At 64.7% G+C, this 19021-nt stretch carries 17 protein-coding genes, 2 tRNA genes and 1 pseudogene; 13 read left to right on the top strand and 7 right to left on the bottom strand.

Going from position 1 to position 19021, the window contains the following annotated elements; all coding sequences use genetic code 11:
- Positions 1-44: 44 nt before the first annotated feature.
- The 4 genes from gspM to gspD all read right to left on the bottom strand — a co-directional run bounded on the left by gspM (position 45) and on the right by gspD (position 5255).
- Positions 45-653 (bottom strand): type II secretion system protein GspM, encoded by a 609-nt coding sequence (gspM, locus tag ASF60_RS05510; RefSeq protein WP_056181618.1) that lies wholly within the window; start codon positions 651-653, stop codon positions 45-47.
- Positions 650-1750 carry a PilN domain-containing protein gene (locus ASF60_RS05505; protein WP_056181615.1) on the bottom strand — a complete coding sequence of 367 codons (1101 nt, stop codon included), beginning with the start codon at positions 1748-1750 and terminating at the stop codon, positions 650-652. Before ASF60_RS05505 ends, gspM begins: the two co-directional genes overlap by 4 nt.
- Before the next feature lie 85 nt (positions 1751-1835).
- Complete coding sequence (locus ASF60_RS05500) at positions 1836-2678, bottom strand: general secretion pathway protein GspK (protein ID WP_162241292.1); 843 nt, start codon at positions 2676-2678, stop codon at positions 1836-1838.
- 153 nt (positions 2679-2831) lie between these two features.
- A complete protein-coding gene (gene gspD / locus ASF60_RS05495; protein WP_082507764.1) occupies positions 2832-5255 on the bottom strand; it encodes a type II secretion system secretin GspD in 2424 nt (807 codons plus the stop codon).
- Positions 5256-5475: 220 nt separating this feature from the next.
- Here gspD and ASF60_RS05490 point away from each other — a divergent pair, with 220 nt between their 5' ends.
- On the top strand, positions 5476-7155 hold the full coding sequence (locus ASF60_RS05490; RefSeq protein WP_056181604.1) for a GspE/PulE family protein: 1680 nt from the start codon (positions 5476-5478) through the stop codon (positions 7153-7155).
- Here ASF60_RS05490 and ASF60_RS25505 read toward each other — a convergent pair.
- On the bottom strand, positions 7060-7527 hold the full coding sequence (locus tag ASF60_RS25505) for a hypothetical protein (RefSeq protein ID WP_244478339.1): 468 nt from the start codon (positions 7525-7527) through the stop codon (positions 7060-7062). The two genes, ASF60_RS05490 and ASF60_RS25505, sit on opposite strands and share 96 nt — an antisense overlap.
- Between ASF60_RS25505 and ASF60_RS05485 the strand changes: the two genes are divergently transcribed.
- From ASF60_RS05485 to ASF60_RS05450, 8 genes and pseudogenes are all read left to right on the top strand, one after another.
- Positions 7408-8367: a type II secretion system F family protein gene (locus ASF60_RS05485; RefSeq protein WP_244478336.1), complete on the top strand. Its 960-nt coding sequence runs from the start codon at positions 7408-7410 to the stop codon at positions 8365-8367. The two genes, ASF60_RS25505 and ASF60_RS05485, sit on opposite strands and share 120 nt — an antisense overlap.
- A gap of 85 nt (positions 8368-8452) precedes the next feature.
- A complete protein-coding gene (gspG, locus tag ASF60_RS05480) occupies positions 8453-8926 on the top strand; it encodes a type II secretion system major pseudopilin GspG (RefSeq protein ID WP_056181961.1) in 474 nt (157 codons plus the stop codon).
- Between the two features lie 25 nt (positions 8927-8951).
- Positions 8952-9368 carry a GspH/FimT family pseudopilin gene (locus tag ASF60_RS05475; protein ID WP_056181598.1) on the top strand — a complete coding sequence of 139 codons (417 nt, stop codon included), beginning with the start codon at positions 8952-8954 and terminating at the stop codon, positions 9366-9368.
- The gene (locus tag ASF60_RS05470) at positions 9365-9925 is read left to right on the top strand and encodes a prepilin-type N-terminal cleavage/methylation domain-containing protein (RefSeq protein WP_156633882.1); all 561 of its coding nucleotides are present in this window, start codon (positions 9365-9367) and stop codon (positions 9923-9925) included. Before ASF60_RS05475 ends, ASF60_RS05470 begins: the two co-directional genes overlap by 4 nt.
- Before the next feature lie 37 nt (positions 9926-9962).
- Positions 9963-10532 carry a hypothetical protein gene (locus ASF60_RS05465; RefSeq protein ID WP_056181592.1) on the top strand — a complete coding sequence of 190 codons (570 nt, stop codon included), beginning with the start codon at positions 9963-9965 and terminating at the stop codon, positions 10530-10532.
- 116 nt (positions 10533-10648) lie between these two features.
- A pseudogene (locus tag ASF60_RS05460) lies at positions 10649-10828 on the top strand (IS3 family transposase); the annotation flags it as partial.
- 332 nt (positions 10829-11160) lie between these two features.
- On the top strand, positions 11161-12855 hold the full coding sequence (locus tag ASF60_RS05455; protein WP_056181584.1) for a methyl-accepting chemotaxis protein: 1695 nt from the start codon (positions 11161-11163) through the stop codon (positions 12853-12855).
- A 220-nt stretch (positions 12856-13075) separates the two neighbouring features.
- Positions 13076-14386 carry a lipase family protein gene (locus tag ASF60_RS05450; RefSeq protein ID WP_056181580.1) on the top strand — a complete coding sequence of 437 codons (1311 nt, stop codon included), beginning with the start codon at positions 13076-13078 and terminating at the stop codon, positions 14384-14386.
- 379 nt (positions 14387-14765) lie between these two features.
- Here ASF60_RS05450 and ASF60_RS05445 read toward each other — a convergent pair whose 3' ends face one another.
- Positions 14766-16361 carry a porin gene (locus ASF60_RS05445; RefSeq protein WP_156633880.1) on the bottom strand — a complete coding sequence of 532 codons (1596 nt, stop codon included), beginning with the start codon at positions 16359-16361 and terminating at the stop codon, positions 14766-14768.
- 607 nt (positions 16362-16968) lie between these two features.
- On the opposite strand from ASF60_RS05445, the gene ASF60_RS05440 reads away from it, so the two are divergent.
- Positions 16969-17403: a sensor histidine kinase gene (locus ASF60_RS05440; RefSeq protein WP_056181574.1), complete on the top strand. Its 435-nt coding sequence runs from the start codon at positions 16969-16971 to the stop codon at positions 17401-17403.
- Positions 17404-17522: 119 nt separating this feature from the next.
- On the opposite strand, the gene ASF60_RS05435 is transcribed toward ASF60_RS05440, so the two are convergent.
- A tRNA-Gly gene (locus tag ASF60_RS05435) sits at positions 17523-17597 on the bottom strand.
- Positions 17598-17879: 282 nt separating this feature from the next.
- Between ASF60_RS05435 and ASF60_RS05430 the strand changes: the two genes are divergently transcribed.
- The 3 genes from ASF60_RS05430 (at position 17880) to ASF60_RS05420 (ending at position 18934) form a co-directional block, all read left to right on the top strand.
- Positions 17880-18530, top strand: a complete 651-nt coding sequence (locus ASF60_RS05430; RefSeq protein ID WP_056181570.1) for a Maf-like protein — start codon at positions 17880-17882, stop codon at positions 18528-18530.
- On the top strand, positions 18527-18751 hold the full coding sequence (gene yacG / locus ASF60_RS05425; protein ID WP_056181567.1) for a DNA gyrase inhibitor YacG: 225 nt from the start codon (positions 18527-18529) through the stop codon (positions 18749-18751). The genes ASF60_RS05430 and yacG overlap by 4 nt, the downstream gene beginning before the upstream one ends.
- A gap of 107 nt (positions 18752-18858) precedes the next feature.
- Positions 18859-18934: transfer RNA gene (locus ASF60_RS05420), tRNA-Phe, on the top strand.
- Positions 18935-19021 lie beyond the last annotated feature (87 nt).

The raw sequence follows: 19021 nt of genomic DNA, 5'->3' as shown, positions 1-19021 counted from the left end.
GCCGAGGCGATCCATCGGAAAGAGAATGCAAGGCCGCGCCATCGTCAGTTCCGACAGAAGCCGAATAGCGCGAGCACGACATGCAGCACGGGGTCGTCCTCCGATGGGTTTCTAGCCCCAATCGGCCGAAGGGGTCGGATCTGCAGTTCGGCGACGAACAGCGCGGGAGATTGGGTTTCCAGTTGGAACAGGATCCTCTGGAGATCTGTGATTCGGGCGTCGAAAGTCACCTCCAGGTTAATTCGTCGGCCTGCTTCGGCTTCGGTCGATGCGTCGGGACCCCGTTCCGTCGGAGCGGACGGGTGAACGCGCGTCGACTGGATGACGGCGGCATTGGCTTCGAGAATCGCCAGGACGTGAGTCTGAAGCGCGGCCGCCGCAATCGTGTCGGTCTCCCCGGAGAGATAGAGCTTCGGCCGGGGAGAGGCGGCATCGGGTGAAGCGGCCTCCGGCAGAAGCCGCTCCGTCGATCGCTTCAGTCCTGCGTTGAGAACCTCCCGCTCGGCGATCTGCGCACGGGTCTCCTGAATTCCGGTCCAGAATGACCATTGCGCGATGCCGCCGCCGCCGAGGAGGGCGAGCAGAAGCAGGAGGTCGGAGATCCTGCGCCAGCCGGCGCCGATCCGGCTGCCGACGAACAACCCTGCCTTCATGGGGCTCCGGCCCCCGATGCCGGGAGATCGGCACGTGAACGGATGCGCATCTCGATGAAGAAGCGATCGCCATCCTGCCCCGGCAGCCGCGTGGTGGGAGCGAAGAAGGAGACTTCGGTGAAGCTCCCGGAGCGCTCGATCGTCGGGATAAGACCCGCCACGTCCCGCGAGATTCCAGCGATGCGGATATGGTCCGCCTCCTGATGCAGTTCGGTGAGATAAGCATGGTCCGGCAGGAGAGCGGACAGCGTCTCGATCCGCGCGACCACGGGTGTGCCGGCAGCCCTCAGCGCCTCCGGCCCGTTCGCGAACGTGCGGGTCAGTCCCCGGCGCGCTGAGACGGCATTGAGGAAGGCGCGCTGCTCGGCGATGATGCCGTCGAGCTCGTTGCGCTGCCCTTCGAGCGCGGACCGGTACCAGCTCGCGGCTCCCACGCCGGCGACGAGGGCGACGATGAGTATGCCGATGGTAACGCCCACCAAGGTCTCGATCCGGACGCGCCGCCGTTGCGCCCCACCTTTCGCTAGCGACACGTCGATCGACACGTCATTCTTCGTCGCTTCTCCATGCGTCACCAGTGTCAGGCGGCCCGGATGGCAGGCTTCGATGGCCGCGACGACCGTCTCCACCAAGTTCCGGGGAGTGACCGCGAGGGACACCGATATCCTCTCCGGATCACCGGCGACCGGATTCGCAAAAGCGGCGTGGTGGGTGTCGGCGGCGCGCCACGGCGTCACCCGTTCGATATGGTGCCGGACGAAGGCCTCGAGATAGGCCGCGGTCTGTTTCGGCACCGGATCGAGCGTCCGACGCAGAACCCAGTCCGAGGGAATTTCGATGCGGATCTCCGCGCCCTTCAGGACGCGGTGCATCGCCTCCAGCGCCACCGTATCGGTGACCGGCAATACGCCAACTGGGTCCATCGGCCCTTCGGAGTGGCGGTCGCCGGAATCGCTGGCCGACAGTATCCAGTCGCGGTCTGCATTTTGCCGGACGCCGAACCGCGCCGGGGGCCTCATCCGATCAATGGCGCGGATCAGTGTCTCCGCCAAGCCGGAGACCCAGGAGCGGGCGAAGCGATCAAACCATCCGAGCATGGCACCCTCCGGATCGGCTCGCCTGCGACCGGTGCGTACCCGGCGGCTGTGCACCAGCGGCAGGCGGCGAGGTCATCATCACCTCCTACAGCGCACGCCAGGAGCGCAGGTGGATCGTCCCGCCACTGCCACCCTCCGGACAGGCCGAGACGTCGTACCGACGCTCCAGAGGGCCAGCCCGCGCGACGATGCGGAGGCGCACCCCGCGGCCCGGATCGCTGTCGGGTGCGAGCATCGGTCGGATCGAATCCGGGAACGGCGCCAGGACATCCGCCCGCCGGCTCGCGTCGCCTCGCCGTCCCCCTTGGTACTGTCGCGGATCGCGATAGGATTGGGCCTTGTGTGCGTCGCCACCGAACAAGGCCCGCAGCATGGCTTCATCGGCGATGACGGGATCGATTTTCGCTTGGCCCGAGCAGACTGTGACGAGTGGCAACAATCCGGCAAGGATCTCGGGCGTCATATCGAGCACCTCGGCAATTTCGACCGTATCGGAGAAGGGACGTTGCGCCGGTACGGAGCGGCCGCGGTCGCGATACGCCTCATCGGGCGCCACATTCGAGCGCTTGCCGGCCTGCGGCTCGCGCCAATCGGCGATTTCGGAACCCAGGCGCTGCGCCGACTCGTGGTCGAGGCCGATTCCGATCAACAGCGCCGCCAGCACCTGCGGCGAAGCGCTGTTCACGTCGGCTCTGGCGGTTTCGGAGGTGAACTCGACGCTGATCGCGCCAGTCTCGAGAGTCACGGCAAAGCGTCCGCTGAGCCGGTCCTGCGGATCGAGGCGAGTCAAATTGGCGAGCGCGAGATCGATCCCGGAGCGTCCGAGTTCCTCGACCTGAACCTCGTTCCGAACGATCGCGGCGGCCCGAAGGGAGGCGGAGAAACCCCGCATGGCGGTGAGCGCCACGCTCGTCAGCAACGCCCCCATGACGAGCACAAGCAGAAGGGCCGACCCCCGCTGGCGATCGGCAGCGCCGGCTGGCCCGGGCGGACGAAGCTGCATCGCCCTAACGGAGCCCAACGCGCAAGACGCACCGGCTTGCGCCGACCGGCACAGGCAACGGTCGGGAAACGGGCCTGCTCACTTGCGCGGCCCACCCAATGTCCGGGGACTGACGCCCGGAAGCATCGCGGTCATCCGCGCGCGAAACTCCTCCGAAACTGCCTGGGCGTCGGCCTGATCTCGCATAATCTTCGGCTTGATGAAGATGATGAGTTCGCTGCGGCTAGCGTTCTTGTTCGTGTGGCCCACGAGCGAATCGAGCCACTTCCAAGTGGTGAGCCCCGGCAGGCCGTTATGAGCATGACCACTCTGCTCACTGATCATCCCGGCGAGCAGAACGGTTTGGCCGCTCGATACGACGATGGAGCTCTTGACCCGCCGCTGCGAGATGGTCGGCGTCAGTCCGTCGACGCCACCGCTGTTGTCGACGACGTTGGAGATCTCCTGCTCCACCTCGAGGTTGACGATACCGTTGGCATGAACGTGGGGCTGCACTCTCAGGATGATGCCGGTGTCCTTGTACATGATGCTGTTGATCACGGGTGCCAGGACATTCTCGGTCGATTGAGACGACTGCGTCTTGATGGCGACCTGATTGCCGACTTGGAGAACCGCGGGCTGGTTGTCGAGCACGACCATGGAGGGCGAGGACAGGACCTTCACGGCTGTCATGGCGTGCAGGGCGCTTAGAATGATGCGGGGCGAACTCGCCGGCCCGAGGATCAGGTTGCCTCCGGGAACTGCCGCGCGGATGGCGGCGGTGGCTACGGCCGAGGTCAGGCCGAGCGTGCCCTGGTCCTTCGCGGTGAGACCCACGTCATTGCTGTGCAGGAACGACTGGACGCCGAACTGGAGTTGATCCGTGAGCGTGACCTCGGCGATCGTCGCCTCGATGGCAACCTGTACGGGCGGCCGGTCGAGCTGAAGGAGGGCCGCCTCGACGATCTTGTAATCCGCTGGGCTGGCGATGATCAGCAGCGAATTGTTGATGACGTCCGCCGTGACGCGAACCTTCGACAAGGAGCCCTGGGCCGGACCTGAATTCGCATCGGCCTGCGAATCCGGCGAGCCGGTATTCCCCGAACTTCCGTCGCCGAAGCCGCTTGCCTTCGGTGGGCCGCCCATTGGCGAGCCGCCCGGCGCATTGCCGAAGGCTGATCCGTTGGGACCCCCAGGTCGCGGCGCCCCGGCGGAACTTTGGACGAAGGTCCCTGACGCGTTCGAGGAGGATGGCTGCAGGGCATCACGATCCTGCTGTCCGGCGCCGGCCTGTCGTCCCGAGAGAATGTCGTTCAGCATCGCCGCGACGGTCTTGGCCTTGGCGTATTTAAGCCGGTAGACCTTGACCCCGACGGCCCCGGGATCACTGTGATCCAGGCGTCGGACCCACTGCTTGACCTGAGCCAGCACGTCCGCGCGCCTGGCGACCACCAGGACCGCGTTCATGCGCGTCATCGGCTGGAACTTGACCAGGTTCTGGCTGACGCCGCCTTCGCCTGCGTCGAGCAGCTTGTTGAGTTCGGCGATCACGGGTTCCGGTGGTGCGTTAAGAAGCGGAAAGACGCCGACCGACTGGGACCGCATCACATCGGTATCGACCACATTCGCCGCATCCATGGCGGCATGGCGCTCCTGCGCCGTGCCCTGGATGAGAATCAGGTTGCTGGCGATATCCGCTTTGATCGCGCCCGGGCGAACGGCAAAATTCTCCATGATCCGGGCCACGGTTGCCACTGACATGTGCCTGGGAGAGATAACGGTGGTCCCGTAGCCGTCGGAGGCTGTGCCGAACTCTGTCGGACCGGCACCGATACCCTCGGCAGAGGGCGCCACGCGCAGGGTCGCGCCTTCCCGGATGATGACGACATTCACCGCCTTGAAGGCCGTCTCCAGAATCCGGATCAGGCTCGCCTTGGGGACCGGGCGCGCCGATGACAGGTTGACCTGACCCATCACGCGCGGATCGACTGTGTAGGTCTGCTGGAGGACATCGCCGAAGACGATCCGACAAATCGCGGCCACATCGGCGTTCTCGAAGTTCAGCTGGTAGCCGTCACCTGTCGGGACCAGCCCTGCCGCCGCCGGAACCGCGGATTCCGGGGCTGCCCCATCGTCTCCGCGGTAGATCCGGCTCCCGGAGCGCGCGGAACTCGCTGCGTTGCCGAAGGGCTCAGGGTCGCCGTTGCGGCGCGCGCCGAGATCTTTCCCGGCGAAGCTTGAGAAGAAGTCGGGCTGGACGCCGGCATCCGCTGTCGGCTGGTTCTCGGACACACAGCCTGCCAACAGGGCACCTATGGTCGTTGCGATCAGGATCCCGACGCGCCACTTGGGCAGGGAAAACGGACTGCGATGGCGATCGGCGGATCCGCAACGGATCGCCACGACACGGCCGGCAAGCCCGGTACGGCCGGCCTCACGAAGATCAGGCACGCGGGTCGTCACTCGTTCATCCTCAATCTCGGCGCGCCGAGAACGCAATTGAACAGAATCCACCATGATCATAGGACGATGGCAATTATTATGGTTTTGCGACAGCCCGATAGATTCGAAAATTGTCTTGTGCGAAGCACAGATAGGTACTTACGTGCTAACGAGATTGAGGTGCTGATTTAAAAAATTAATAATCAATTCGCAATAACATAATTTTGTAATATATATAGGCTATTATGGTTCCCAATGACTCTGAAGACGACGCGAAAATTGCGAATATCGAGTGAGATTGATGATAATAAATGCTCTTGAGAAAGGGCTATTGCTCGCGAGACTGAGGTCGGAAGGAGCGTTTCGCGAGCATGATAGGGCGGACGCACCCGATAAAGCGGCAGATTTCGCGGGCCGAACCTATCGTCAGATACTGGACGCCAGCGATATCGGTGCCGCGCGGTTTGCCGATATCGTCAGCGATCTCCACGGGTTGCCGCGTGCAAAGCTCGAAGATCTCATGGCGGGGGGCAGTCTGGCGGAGCGTTTTTCGCCGACCTTCCTCGCGGAGGCCGGCCTCTACCCCTATGCCGCCGAGGGCGGAATTCGTCTGGCCGTGGCGGACCCCTCGGCGGGAGACCTGATCCGAACGCTGATCCTCAGTCTGGGCGACACCGTCGCCCTCGAGGTCGCGTCGTTCGAGGACGTGGAGATCGCCCTGAACCGGACCGTCACGTCGGAGACGGTCGCGACCCCACCGGAGGGGGCGTCCGACGGGGACGATGTCGACGGGCTTAGGGACCTTGCCAGCGGCGCCCCCGTGGTCCGCGCCCTTGACGAGATCTTCGAGCGCGCCGTGGCGATGCGGGCAACCGACATCCACATCGAACCGGCGCGGGCCCAGTTCCAAGTCCGCGTCCGAGTCGATGGTGTCATGCAGGTCATTCCGCCACCGCCCGGAATCGCGACGCGCGCGCTGGTCTCCCGCATCAAGATCGTGTCCGGCCTCAACATCGCCGAGCGACGTCTGCCGCAGGACGGGCGGGCTCGCATCCGAGTGCGCTCGCGCGAATTCGACGTTCGCGTCGCCACCATGCCGACGACCCACGGGGAGGCCGCGATCCTCCGTCTGCTCGATCGCGCAGGCCGCCTGACGGAGTTCGATCAGCTCGGCCTCTCGCCGCGCGACACCGCCGTCCTGCGACGCAACCTCGCGATGCCCCACGGGCTGATCGTCGTCACGGGTCCGACCGGGAGCGGCAAGACGACGACCCTCGCCTCGGCCCTGACCATTCTCAACGATTCCAGCTCCAAGATCCTGACGATTGAGGATCCGGTGGAATACGAAGTTCCGGGTGTCAGCCAGAGTCAGGTCCGCGTTGCGGTCGGCCTCACCTTCGCGACCGCACTGCGCGCCTTTCTACGCCAGGATCCCGACGTGATCATGGTCGGCGAAATGCGCGACACGGAGACGGCGCGAATCTGTATTCAGGCGTCGCTGACCGGTCACCTCGTGCTGTCGACGCTGCATACCAATTCGGCCGCTTCCGCCATCATCCGCCTCGTCGATATGGGAGTCGAGCCGTTCCTGGTGGCATCGGCTCTGCGGACGATCGTGGCACAGCGCTTGGTTCGCGTGCTGTGTGGCGATTGCCGGCGGCAGGTCAGCCTCGCGCCGAGCGATCTGGAGCGCAATCCGCGCTACGCGGCGCTCGGCTTGGCGCCCGGCGCCCGGGTGTTCGAAGCCGGAGGATGCGATCGCTGCGGGGGGACCGGCTATCGCGGCCGCAGGGCGATCTTCGAGGTGATCGAGGTCACCGAACCCCTTCGCCGCCTCATCCTCGCCAACGCCTCGGATGCAGACATCGAGGCCTCCGCCTGCAGCTCAGGCATGACCAGTATGATCGAAGACGGTGTCGCCAAGGCGTTGGAGGGCCTGACCACCATCGACGAAGTCTTCCGTGTGGCGGCCCTGCGTTAGCGAGCCGCCGACATGACGCGCTTCCACTATCTCGCACTCACCTTCGACGGGCGCGAAACCTCCGGCGAAGCCGAATTTCGCTCCGCCGATGGTCTGGCGGCGGATCTGGGCGCGCGCGGGCTGATCCTGATCGAGGCCAAGCCCCTGCGATCCGGCGACGGGTGGCGGGGGTTGATCGCGCTCCCGATCAATCCGCGCGAGGTTACGAATTTTCTCTCTGAACTGTCCCTGATGCTGCAGAGTGGCCAAGCCGTGGACGAGGCTCTGGCTCTTCTCGGCGATGGCATGCCGGGGAGCTTGGGCCGGGTGGTCCGGGCAATCCGAACCGATCTGCTCCGGGGCAGGAGCTTCGTGGAAGCCCTGGCGCGGCATGGGGATGTCTTCCCGGCGGACGTAATCGCTCTGGCGCGGGTCTCGGAATCGACCGGACGTCTCGATCGGGCGATTGATGCCGCCACCCGGCAACGCGTCCGCACCCATGTTCTGACCGAGAAGCTGGCCGGGGCGCTGCATTACCCCGCCTTTCTGCTCGTCACGGCGAGCATCGTGCTGGTTTTCTTCCTGATCTACGTGATCCCTCAGTTCGCCGACGTCATCCGGGATTCCGGCAGCCAGATGGATGGGACGATCGCGGGCATCTTCGCAGCCTCGGATCTTCTGCGAGACCACCTCGATCTGTTCATCGCCGGATCAGCGGCCCTGCTCGTCGGCGCGCTGGCTGCTGCCCAATCCAGAGCCCTCCGGACCGCCGTGACGAAGCGCCTGTCGCGTCTCCCGATCATTCGCGGCACCGGCGAACTGCGCCGGTCGGCGCTGTTCTGCATGAATCTCGGCACCCTGCTGGGGGAAGGGGTTCCAGTGCCGGAAGCGCTGAAAGTGTTGGAAAACGTCATCGGCGGGGAGGCGGCGGAAACCCTCGCGCGAATCGGTGATTCCGTCCGGCGCGGCGGTAGCCTCGCCGAGGCGTTGGAAACCCATGCCTTCGTGCCCAAGATCGCACGCCGGATGCTCAGGATCGGCGAAGAATCAGGGGAACTGGCGGAAGTCTCGGCTCGGGCTGGAATCCTCTACGAAAAGAAACTCGAGCAACGTCTCAGTCAGATCGCCGCCTTCATCGGTCCAGCGGCGATCATGCTCATTTCGAGCCTGATCGGAGGGCTGATGCTGACCATCATGTCAGCGCTCTTCAGCATCAATCAACTCGTTCTCTGAGGAGGTCTTCGTGTGTTCCGGAAGCTCTGACAGGAATTCCGTGCTCGATCACCCTGCGGGGCGGGCGCCATCGACATGCCGTTCGATCCCCTGGCGAGGCCTTGATCGGCGGCTCGCCCGCTCGGGCGGAGCGAGCCACCGCACCACGGCGGAGGACGGTTTCACCCTGGTCGAGATGTTGGTGGTCCTCGTGATCATGGGTCTTCTGGTCGGCCTCGTCGGACCCAAGGTCTTCAATCAATTGTCCGATGCCAAGGCCAAGACGGCGAAGATCCAGATCAAGAGCTTCGCCAACGGCCTGGACTTGTTCTTCCTCGACAATGGCCGGAATCCGACGGCCGCCGAGGGATTGGCGGCGCTCTACGTGAAGCCGCCCGGCTCAACCAACTGGAACGGCCCGTACCTGCGCGGCAACGGCGTGCCCAAGGATCCATGGAACGCGGCCTACATCTATCGATCGCCGGGCCAGGGGCGTCCGTATGAGATCATCTCGCTTGGCTCAGATGGTCGCGAAGGAGGAACCGGCAGTGCCGCCGATATCGTCAGCTGGGAGCAATGATCGGGCCGACGCCACTGAGGGCTTCGTGCTGATCGACGTCCTGGCGACGCTCGTCATTGTGGGGCTGGCCCTGGGGTTGGCCTTCGCCGCCGTCCCGCGCGGCACCACGTCTCCGCGCCTGAGGGCGATCGCCGAGGAAATCGCGACTGCTCTGAGGACCGCGCGGACCGATGCGCTCGTCGGTGGCCGCGAGACCCTGACGATCGTCGACAGCGACCGCCGGATGATACGGGCGGGCGATCAGCGCCTCCAGTTGCCGCCTGATATCACCCTGTCGGTGCTGTACGCCGAGACCTGCCGCCGAGCCGGCGCGTCCGTGGGGGTGGTGTTCCGGCCGGACGGCAGCAGTTGCGGCGCGGTCATCCGGATTGCCCGAGGCAGCCGCGGATTTCGCGTTCGGGTCAACTGGTATACCGGGCATGTCGAAATCCTGGCCGCATGATGGGACGCGTGTTCGATCCGGCACGGAAGCGGAAGGGCTCCGAGGGCTTTACGCTTCTGGAAGCCCTGGTGGCGCTCGCGCTGGCGACCCTCTTCATCGCCGTCCTGATCCGCGCCTTCGGGTTTGGCTTGTTCCACGGCTCACTTCCCGGAGAACGGCTCGCCGCCACGACGCTGGCGCGAGCCCTGCTGGCCGATGTGCGCACGATGGCACTGGGACCCGACGTAACCCGCGACGGCATCACCGAGGGGTATCGTTGGCGCATCGAAACCCGGGCCGTGCCTCTCCCACCCCGGGCCTCCGGTGCCCGCAATCCCCCTCGGGCGACCGCTCCGGCCAAACCTCCCTCCGCCACGACGCCAGCAGTGGACCCACCCCGGAGCGGCGGAGAGACGACAGCCACCGCAGGACGAACCGATGCGCAACCCAACCTCACCCCTTCCCAGATCCTGGACCTTCTGCACGTCATGGTGGAGGTGGTCACGCCCTCAGGGCGGCGCGATCGCCTGGAAGGCCTCATCGCCCAAAGCGCCGTACCGGCGGCACTGGAGCGGTGAAGCAGGAACATCCCTGATCGAAGTCCTGGCGGCCCTGGTGATCACCGGTCTGTTGGTGGGCCTGTTCCTGCCCTTCGTCGCCCAGACATTGACCCGTTGGACGGCCGGCGTGGAGCGGAGCGAACGCAGCGATCAGGTGTTGCGGGCCGCGATCCGGTTGCAAGGCGATTTCTCTGCGGCCGCCTCCCTTGATGTGGCGCCGCGCGGAGCGCAGCAGGCATCTCTGGCGTTTGGCGGGAATTCGCAATCCTGCTGGTTCGTGCGCGCGGTTCCGGAGGGGCTCGGCGTCGTCCTGCAGAGCATCACCTTGAGCCTCGACGAGAGCGCGAAGGGGGCCGCCTTGATCCGGAGGTCCGCGCTCTTTGACCCTGACCGATTCGGTCGCGATCCGCGTGCCCTGGAAGCAGCCGTCGCCGTCATCTCCGGCGGCTACCGGATGCACTTCAACTATGTTTCGCGCGACGGAACCCGAACCGACATCTGGACAGAGGCGGCGGAGCTTCCGGCGCGCGTGGAGCTGTCCATCCGCTCGCTCGATGGTCGCGATCCGATCCCGGCGCCCCTCAGCTTGATCTTCTTCAATCCGCCGCAGCGCCGGCATCTTTGACGGGAACTTGCGGCCGTTTTGGACGGTGCCGGCGAACGCTTCCGTGGGGTCGTGTGCCTTGGCGCGGTGTAGCTCGCTGAGGGCCAGCACGATCGCAGGTTTTGGCCGGGAGGATCAGCCGGTCTTGTCTCACGTTAAAGGTCGCTTGGCGCATCAACAGCCTGGGCGTGATCGAGGCTCCGGCCGACGCGATGTGCCTCTACGGCATCCCTGAGCACATCCGCTGCGACAGCAAGCCGGAGATGATCTCAAAGCCGCTCCGCAATTGGCTCGCCGAGCCAGGTACTAAATTCCAGTAAGTAATATGATAAAATGAATAAACTAATGAGCGTACTTAGATTTTATATATTTAAATTGATAATATTTTTTTTGCTATATAATATTTTCTATTCGAAAGATGATGAAAAAACCCTGTTGCTGGGCTGGTCGTCGCCTAGGCTTGCATCATGCAAAAATATTAATAGTACAGATGGGAATATACAATTGCAATCTCAGGAGTTTCGGTTTAGAATATCACATTATGGCTGCGATGTAGTGGCATTTTAACTGAATCGGTCAAGACTATCGCTCAGGTCCAATGTTCGGCGCCATTTCAGGGCTGCCCGGGTGAACACCCTTGGGAGACACGATGCTCGACCGCCTTCGCCACCCCTCGTTGTCCCTTGGCGCGCGCGCCAGCCTGATCGGCACGGTCTTGATCGTGCTAGCCTGCGCCAGCGCCCTCGGGCTGACGGTGCTCGACTTGCGCTCGGACATGCTGAGCCGCGCCGGGACTGCTCTCGACCGCAACCTCAAGCTCCTGCGCACCACGCTCGCCGACGAGGGCGGCCACTCCACATTCAATCTCAAGGACGGACGCTTGACTGTTGGAACCCACGTCATCGACGAGGCCGAGCCAGCCGTCGACCGCGTCAAGGACATCCTGGGCGGCACCGCCACCGTCTTCCTTGGCGATACGCGCGTGGCCACCAACGTGATCAATGCCCAGGGGCAGCGCGCCGTCGGCACCAAGCTCGCCGCAGGACCGGTCCGCGATACCGTGCTGGTCCGGCGCGAGACCTATCGTGGCGAGGCCGACATCCTCGGGACCGCCTATTTGACGGCCTACGAACCCATCCTCGACGCCAAGGGCGAACCGCTCGGCATCCTCTTCGTCGGCGTGCGCAAGGCCGATTACCTCGCAAGTCTCGACGAGACCGCCCTGCGCGCGGCGGGTGTCGGCGGCCTGCTCTGCCTGATCGGCAGCGGCGTCCTGTGGTTCGCCCTCCGGCGCGCCACGGCGCCCCTGCGCGGCCTGGAGACCACGATGCGCCGGATGGCCGAGGGCGACACGGCGGCTGCGGTGCCCGGGATGGAGCGCCGCGACGAGGTCGGCGCCATGGCCCGTGCCGTCGACGTGTTCCGCGTCGGTCTCGCCCGCACCCGGGCGTTGGAAGCCGAGACCGCCCAGGTTCGAACCGACGGCGAGGTCCAGCGTCGGGCCGCCCTCCAGGCGATGGCGCGGGACTTCGAGAGCGCGGTCGGCGGAGTCATGGCTGGCGTCACCGTAGCCGCGACCCAGCTTCAGGTGACGTCACACGGCATGGCCGGGACCGCGACGGAGACGGCGACCCAGGCGACCAACGTTGCCGCAGCAGCCGAGCAGGCGGCCGTCAACGTCGCCATCGTCGCTGCGGCGGCCGAGGAGCTCGGGACCTCCGTGGAGGAGATCGGCCGGCAGGTCTTGGGTGCCGCCGGCCTAGCCCATGCCGCAGTCGGCGAGGCGGACGCGACGGGAGGGCACGTGCGGGCGCTCAACGAGGCGGCTGGCCGCATCGGCGACATGGTGCAGGTCATAGCCGGCATCGCTTCCCAGACCAACCTTCTTGCCCTTAACGCCACCATCGAAGCCGCGCGCGCCGGGGAAGCCGGAAAGGGCTTTGAGGTTGTAGCCGCCGAGGTCAAGACCCTGGCAGGCCAGACGGCGAAGGCAACGAGCGAGATCGGGCTGCAGATCGGCCAGATCCAGGCTGCGACGACGCAAGCCGTGGATGCGATCGGGGATATCGCCGGACGCATCGGTGAACTGGATTCCGTCTGCACCTCCATCGCTACCGCCGTGGAGAAGCAGGGTGCTGCGACCCGGGAAATCGTACGGAACGTTGCGCAGGCCGCCGTCGGCACCGGCGAGGTCACCTCCAACATCGCGGGCGTGGCGCAGGCATCGGATGAGACCGGGGCCGCCGCCAACCAGGTCCTGGCCTCATCCTCTAACCTCTCGGTCCAAGCCGAGCGCCTCGGCAGCGAGATGCAGCGGTTCCTGGCAACCGTCCGGGCCGCCTGAATGAGGGGCGCCAGCGTCGTAAACGGCGCCGGCCAGTTGCTCGCTCCATCCACTCAGAGAAGGCTCTGAGGCATTCGCCGCCGGTGCAGGCCCGATCGGCTGTTCTGAGACCAGGCGGCCGGATCGCTTTCGGTCGAGCTTGCGTTACCGTCGGTCGAGAAAGGCAAGCTGCACCTCCCAAAGGGTGCGGAGGCCGGAACCTGGGAAGAGAGAACTGTTCATGGGAACGATAGCGGGAACGCTGGCGACGATCGCTGCATCAACCTATTCCGATACCCTCGCCGGACTTCCCGCAGGCTTCGTGCCTCTCTCGGGCGCCGGACTCACGAACGGCACCTACGCCAATCAGAACGCCTACGGCGCAGCCGTGACGGGGACCTTCGGCAATCAGTCCGTCGTCGTCCTGAGCTTCCGCGGCAGTGACGACCGCCAGGATTGGCTCAACAATTTGCGCAACATCAACGCCGATTATGACAAGCTCACGCCGCTCGTTTCGGCCGTCGACAGTTACGCCGCGCAGAACGATGCAACGGTGATCGTTACGGGCCACAGCCTCGGCGGCGCCCTCACTCAGGTCTTCATGGCCAACCACCCGGACACCGGCGACGTCCTCTATCAGGCGGCCACGTTCGGGTCGCCGGGTGCGCTGATCTCTTCGGCTGTCGATAATCGCATCATCAACTACGAAATCGCCGACGACCCGGTGCCCTATCTGGGGATGTACAGGGCGCAGATCGGCCAGACCGCGAGTTCCGATCCGATCTACGCCGCCACGGTGTCTGTTGGGCTCTCCACCGCCATCGGAGACGGTGTCACGGCTCAGGATGTGGCAGCCTCCATCCCGAGCCTGACGGCCGACTACGTCAACCGTGGCGCGATCGACTATCTGCCCGGCCTTGATGGGACAGAAGCCACCCTGACGCCGTCCCAATTCCTCGATGCCGGAAGGTTTGTCGACACCTTCGTGCGGTACGGTGCTGAGCACGACGTGTCCGTCTATGCGGCTCGCGGAAGTAGTTCGACGGTTGCGGATCCTGTGATCCGGAGTTCCGGCGTGGACCAGCCGGATCCGGTGTTTCGCTTCTTCGACACCAAGACCGGCGATCACTTTTATACGACGAGTGCAGGGGAAAAGGCACAAATTCAGTCAACGATACCGAACTTTACCTATGAAGGCTCGCCCTGGTCGACACCGGACGAGAGCATCAACACCCATGATGTCTTCCGATTCTTCGATACGAAGACAGGCACGCACTTTTATACCGACAGCGTCAATGAGCGCGACGGCATCATCGCGAACCTCGCCAACTACAAGTTCGAAGGCGTTGCCTTCGAGGCGTACAACGAGGCGGCGGGCGTGGGGCATATTACGCTCGAGCGCTTCTTCAATACGCAGACGGGCCAGCACCATTTCGCCGCGAATGCCGAGGAAGCGGCCAGCATCAACATGGGCCAGCAGGGGGCCGGCTGGGTTGATGAGGGCAAGGCTTTCACAGTGCACGTATCGACCGATGGCCTATTGAACGCCTGAGGGGCGCGTGTTTTTAGTGCCCACCTGAGCCAATTTCTGGGGCCTGAAAGCCTGCTTCAGGCTTTCAGGCCCTCATCCGCATCTGCCTCGTCTATACATAGGAAGATGGCCGACCCTACGAGGGCGAATTCACCCCGTTCGACCTCGCGCCGAGTTCTGTCACGCACGAGCTGCGAACAAAGACCGGTTCCTTCACCGCGCAGGACCGGAAGCTTTCCTCTGGGTCTTCGACTTTCCGAGAGCGTGTTCTGGCCGAACAGTCCCCGATCTCCGGAATGCGATCGGGGTCCCGTTCTGGCGCTTCACGTCAGTCGAGTTCCGACGTTGCTTCGCTGTCGCTCGGTCAGGTTCCTTCGATCCGACCTGATCGGATGCCGCTTTAGAAATCCCGCTGGACTCGGGCCCTCACGTGAACCGTGTCCTCGCTGGTCTTCGTCCGGATCGCATTGACCGGATTGTTGACGAAGGCCGCGTTCTGGGACGGGAAACGGCTCAGGTCGAGGACGCGTCCGGACGTGACACCGTACTGGGTGTACATCGTCTCGATACCGATATCGAGGTCACGGATGGGCGACCAGATCAGGCTTCCGCCGACGACGAACCGGTAATTGTCCCGGAGCACCTGACTGACATTGAAGAATCGCGTGCCCGGAACGCCCGGCCCGGCCGCCGTGATGCCGTAATAGGCGCCCTGCCGCGCGCGTGAGCCGCTGGCGAAGTTCAACTCGCCGTAGGAACCGAACACGGCCGAGCGGACTTCGGGTGTCCAGTAATGCAGCAACGAGGCGACCGCCGTGAACGTCGTTGAGAGTTCGAGGCGGTTCGAGAACGGGTTCACAACGGCATCATTGAAGTATTGGTTGAAAGCCGATCCCTGGATCGAAGTGGTGTTGCCGGCATAGGACCCAGTATAGGACGAGAACCCGGTATACATCCCCGCACCCTCGCCGTAGGCGGCCTGGAGGTAGAGCATGTCGCCGGGCGCGATGAAGGGCATGTTGATCTTCACGCCGCCCTGCACGGCCCAGCCATAGGCCGTGGCGAGGCCGGGGCCTGCGACGCTGTTGGCCGCTGTCACGGCGCTGCCGAGGTTGGTCCCGGCGAAGGCCCCGGCGATCGGGTTGCCGTAGTTCAGTTCGTGGACGGCGGCCGAGAGCTGGGCCGAGCCCCAGGTCGAGTCGTAACGCAGGGCACCGACGAAGTCGGGCATGCGGTTGCGCTGGACGACATCGACGAAGCCGACCCCCGTCGGCGTGCCGTTGGCCGCAAAACCGATGAAGAGCGGGCTGCCGGCCAGGGTTGTGCCCGGCGCGTTCGCTGCCGTGAAGAGCGGGGTGCGCCGGAAGGACGGGTCTTCCATCGAAACGGTGGCGGAGAAGCCGGAACCGCCGAGCTTCGTGGTGTAAGCCGCGAGATTCGTCGAGCTGACGTCCGAACCCATCGTGGCTGCGATGAACTCAAAGTCATGGGCGTAGAAATCGTAGAAGGACGAGGCTCGGCCGGCCGTAAACCCGGCGAACTGGATGAAGGCCTTGTCGGTGTTCATGAATTGCTGGACGCGGCCCGCCTGGTCCTGCCCGGTGGCGCCGAATGCAAAGCCGATGCGCTCCACGGTGCCGGAGCGGATCGTGGGGGTGCCGGTGCGGCTTGCCGCCTCAAGGCGAAGGAAAGCCCGCAGGGTGCCGTAGCTGGTCTTCGTGCGCGCATCGACGTTGATGCGGGCGAGGCCGCGATACCCAGCGAGATCGCCGGAGGTCGAGGTGCCGCTCCCGCTTCTGCTGTAGGAGGTTTGGTACCCGGTCTCGAAGCGCGCCCGTCCGGAGAGCCGGATACAGGTGTCGGTACCGGGGATGTAGAAGAAGCCGTTGCCGTAGGCGTTGCAGACGCGAACGAACTCGATCGGTGCAGACGCCTTGGTCGGAAGGTCGGCTGCTGCCGCTGATGAGCAGACAACGAGAGTTGCTGCAGACGTCATCAGAATTCGATTGAGATTTTCCACGATTCTACCCCCAAAGACCAGAAATGCCGTTTCGGCATGAGCTCGCATTGCGTGCTGAGCTGACGGTCAGCACGGATGGGTATTTTTATTAAGCCGGCAAAGACTAACCCAAATTTATGTTTTGACTAGATTGATTATAGCCAAGCTTGCATTGCCTTTATCAATATAGACGGATGATAGTCCAGATCGATAAACTCCAAATTTCTATAATGTTCTAAAAATACAACAGTCAAGGGAGGCGTGTTGTACCCAGGTACGGTGCGCCCATCTGTATCGGCGGTGCCGGCGTGACCATCGAGGGGCAGGGCGGTCGCGCGCCGGCGTTTCCGGAGCCTCAGCGGGCAGTTGCAGAAGCTTCGGTGGGGAGATCCGGAAGACGATTTCCTTTGTCTCTGACAAGACCGAGGAAGATCGAGGCCGGCCGATGCGCGGGCGGGAGGAAGGGGGAAACCTGATCGGCTCCGTTCATCGCGAGGAACCGTGCCGGCCGGCCACCGGCTGCGGCCGATTCGGACGCTGATGGACGAGGGGGCTGGACAAGGTCGATATTTCCGCCCTCGTACGCGACACCGCCGCCGACTTCGTGAGCCTAGCGCTGAAGCGGGGCATCGAATTGTCCTTCGAGGCGCGAACCCAGCCGTTCCTTACCCTCGAACCGATTCTGCTCGCGGAGATCCTGCGAAACCTCATCGATAATGCTGTGCGCTACACCGAGCCCGGCGGTCAGGTGGCCGTCACCATCTCCACGGCGGGTGAGGGGCCCGGTGCCGACGTCCAGATCGCAGTCGTGGATAACGGCCCCGGTATTCCGGAGGCGGATCGCGAACGGGTGTTAGAGCGTTTCCACCGCCTTGATGCCGGACGCGATACGGAGGCCAGTGGGCTGGGCCTCGCCATCGTTCGCGCCTTCGCCAAGCAGCTTCGTGCCACGGTGACGCTCGCCAGCGGCGAGAACGGGCACGGCCCGCGGGCTGAGATCCACCTCCGTGCAGACCAGGACGATATCGTGGGAGCCTGAAGAGACTCGATCGAAATCGTGGTACGGAGCGGCGGCGCTGTTCCACTCCGTCTCGCCTTGGCGGGCGCTCTACCGCGAACAGGCCCTGGATAAAGCGAAATCAGCGATTGCGAGTTGGTTGGAGCGGGCGATCGGGATCGAACCGACGACATTCAGCTTGGGAAGCTGACGTTCTACCACTGAACTACGCCCGCGCGACGACGCCCGAGGGCGGCGGCGGTGGTCTGTGCGGCCACGAGCGGAACCTTACCAGACGCGCCGCGGATGTCCACGGGCTCCGCGCTGTCGGTTCGCGCGGGGGACCATGCGCGTTCACAAGCCCGGGGCTTTCGATTAGGGTCCCGGCCGTCCGTCCGGCGCAGGCCGCCTCGCGCGAATGCCGTTGACGCCCCGTGCGATCCGGCGTGCGCGACGGGGCGTCCGCCGGATCGGTTTTGCCCCCTGAAGGATGCCACCCCGCGCATGACGGCTCGTACGTGACGACCCCTGACGACATCCCCGCCGCGGGCCGGAGCGCCCGCCTCATCCTGGCCTCGGCCTCGCCCCGGCGTCTCGCCCTCCTGCAGCAGGTGGGCATTGAGCCGGACGCGCTGCTGCCGGCAGATATCGATGAGACGCCTCGCAAGTCGGAGACGCCGCGAGAGTTGGCCCGGCGCCTGGCGCGAGAGAAGCTCGCCGTGGCCGGCGCGGCCGCACGCCGGCGCGATGACATGCGGGAGGCTTACGTGATCGCCGCCGACACCGTGGTGGCGGTCGGGCGGCGCGTCCTGCCCAAGGCCGAGCTGCCCGACGAGGCGGCCGATTGCCTGCGGCTCCTGTCCGGTCGGCAGCATCGGGTTTACACGGCCGTGTGCCTCCTTTCGCCACGGGATGTGCGCCGGGAGCGGGTGGTCGAGACCCGGGTCCGCTTCAAGCGCCTGTCGTCGCGGGAGATCGAGGCCTACCTGGCGTCCGGCGAATGGCGCGGAAAGGCCGGTGGCTACGCCATTCAGGGGTTGGCCGGCGCTTTCGTGGTCAAGCTGGTGGGATCGCACAGCGCGGTCGTCGGGTTACCCCTCTATGAAACCCTCAGTTTACTCGACGGCGAGGGATTTCCGGTTCGCAGCACCTGGGGAGGGCTTGCATGAACGATCCGTCGTCCGGCCGGGCGCGCGCAAAACCGGCTCAACCCGATCCCTGCCCCATCTGCCGCAAGCCGTCCGAGCCCGCTTTCGTGCCGTTCTGCTCGGCCCGCTGCGCCGATGTCGACCTGGGGCGTTGGCTGACGGACCGCTACGCCATCCCCACTGCGGACGACGAGGACGAAGATGCGGAGGGCACCGGCGGCGTCTCGCGGCCTCGGGATTGAGGCCACCGGGCGCGCCGTGATTTTCTCTTTCGAACGAGGCTGGACAGTCCGCAATCGACCCCCTATACCCCCGCTCCAGCCGGTGCCGCTCACGCGAACCGGCGGAGGCCCAGGTAGCTCAGTTGGTAGAGCATGCGACTGAAAATCGCAGTGTCGGCGGTTCGATTCCGTCCCTGGGCACCATCTGTTTTCCGATCGATGATCGTGATCTGACGCTGTCCCTCGGCGCTTCTGCGAGAGGGCGGAGGAATGCTTGTCGGCGGGCCGGCG

This window comes from Methylobacterium sp. Leaf113, from assembly GCF_001423325.1.
In the GTDB taxonomy this organism is placed as follows: Bacteria; Pseudomonadota; Alphaproteobacteria; order Rhizobiales; family Beijerinckiaceae; genus Methylobacterium.
The sequence above is the reverse complement of the archived record's forward strand: the minus strand, read 5'-3'. Positions and strand labels throughout refer to the sequence as shown.

Coding starts and splice junctions, on each gene's coding strand:
- gspD (WP_082507764.1), bottom strand. CDS start 5,255: ATGATCATGGTGGATTCTGTTCAATTGCGTTCTCGGCGCGCCGAGATT.
- ASF60_RS25505 (WP_244478339.1), bottom strand. CDS start 7,527: ATGCCGCGCCAGGGCTTCCACGAAGCTCCTGCCCCGGAGCAGATCGGT.
- ASF60_RS05500 (WP_162241292.1), bottom strand. CDS start 2,678: ATGGGGGCGTTGCTGACGAGCGTGGCGCTCACCGCCATGCGGGGTTTC.
- yacG (WP_056181567.1), top strand. CDS start 18,527: ATGAACGATCCGTCGTCCGGCCGGGCGCGCGCAAAACCGGCTCAACCC.
- ASF60_RS05470 (WP_156633882.1), top strand. CDS start 9,365: ATGATGGGACGCGTGTTCGATCCGGCACGGAAGCGGAAGGGCTCCGAG.
- ASF60_RS05505 (WP_056181615.1), bottom strand. CDS start 1,750: ATGCTCGGATGGTTTGATCGCTTCGCCCGCTCCTGGGTCTCCGGCTTG.
- ASF60_RS05490 (WP_056181604.1), top strand. CDS start 5,476: ATGATAATAAATGCTCTTGAGAAAGGGCTATTGCTCGCGAGACTGAGG.
- gspM (WP_056181618.1), bottom strand. CDS start 653: ATGAAGGCAGGGTTGTTCGTCGGCAGCCGGATCGGCGCCGGCTGGCGC.
- ASF60_RS05455 (WP_056181584.1), top strand. CDS start 11,161: ATGCTCGACCGCCTTCGCCACCCCTCGTTGTCCCTTGGCGCGCGCGCC.
- ASF60_RS05445 (WP_156633880.1), bottom strand. CDS start 16,361: ATGACGTCTGCAGCAACTCTCGTTGTCTGCTCATCAGCGGCAGCAGCC.
- ASF60_RS05450 (WP_056181580.1), top strand. CDS start 13,076: ATGGGAACGATAGCGGGAACGCTGGCGACGATCGCTGCATCAACCTAT.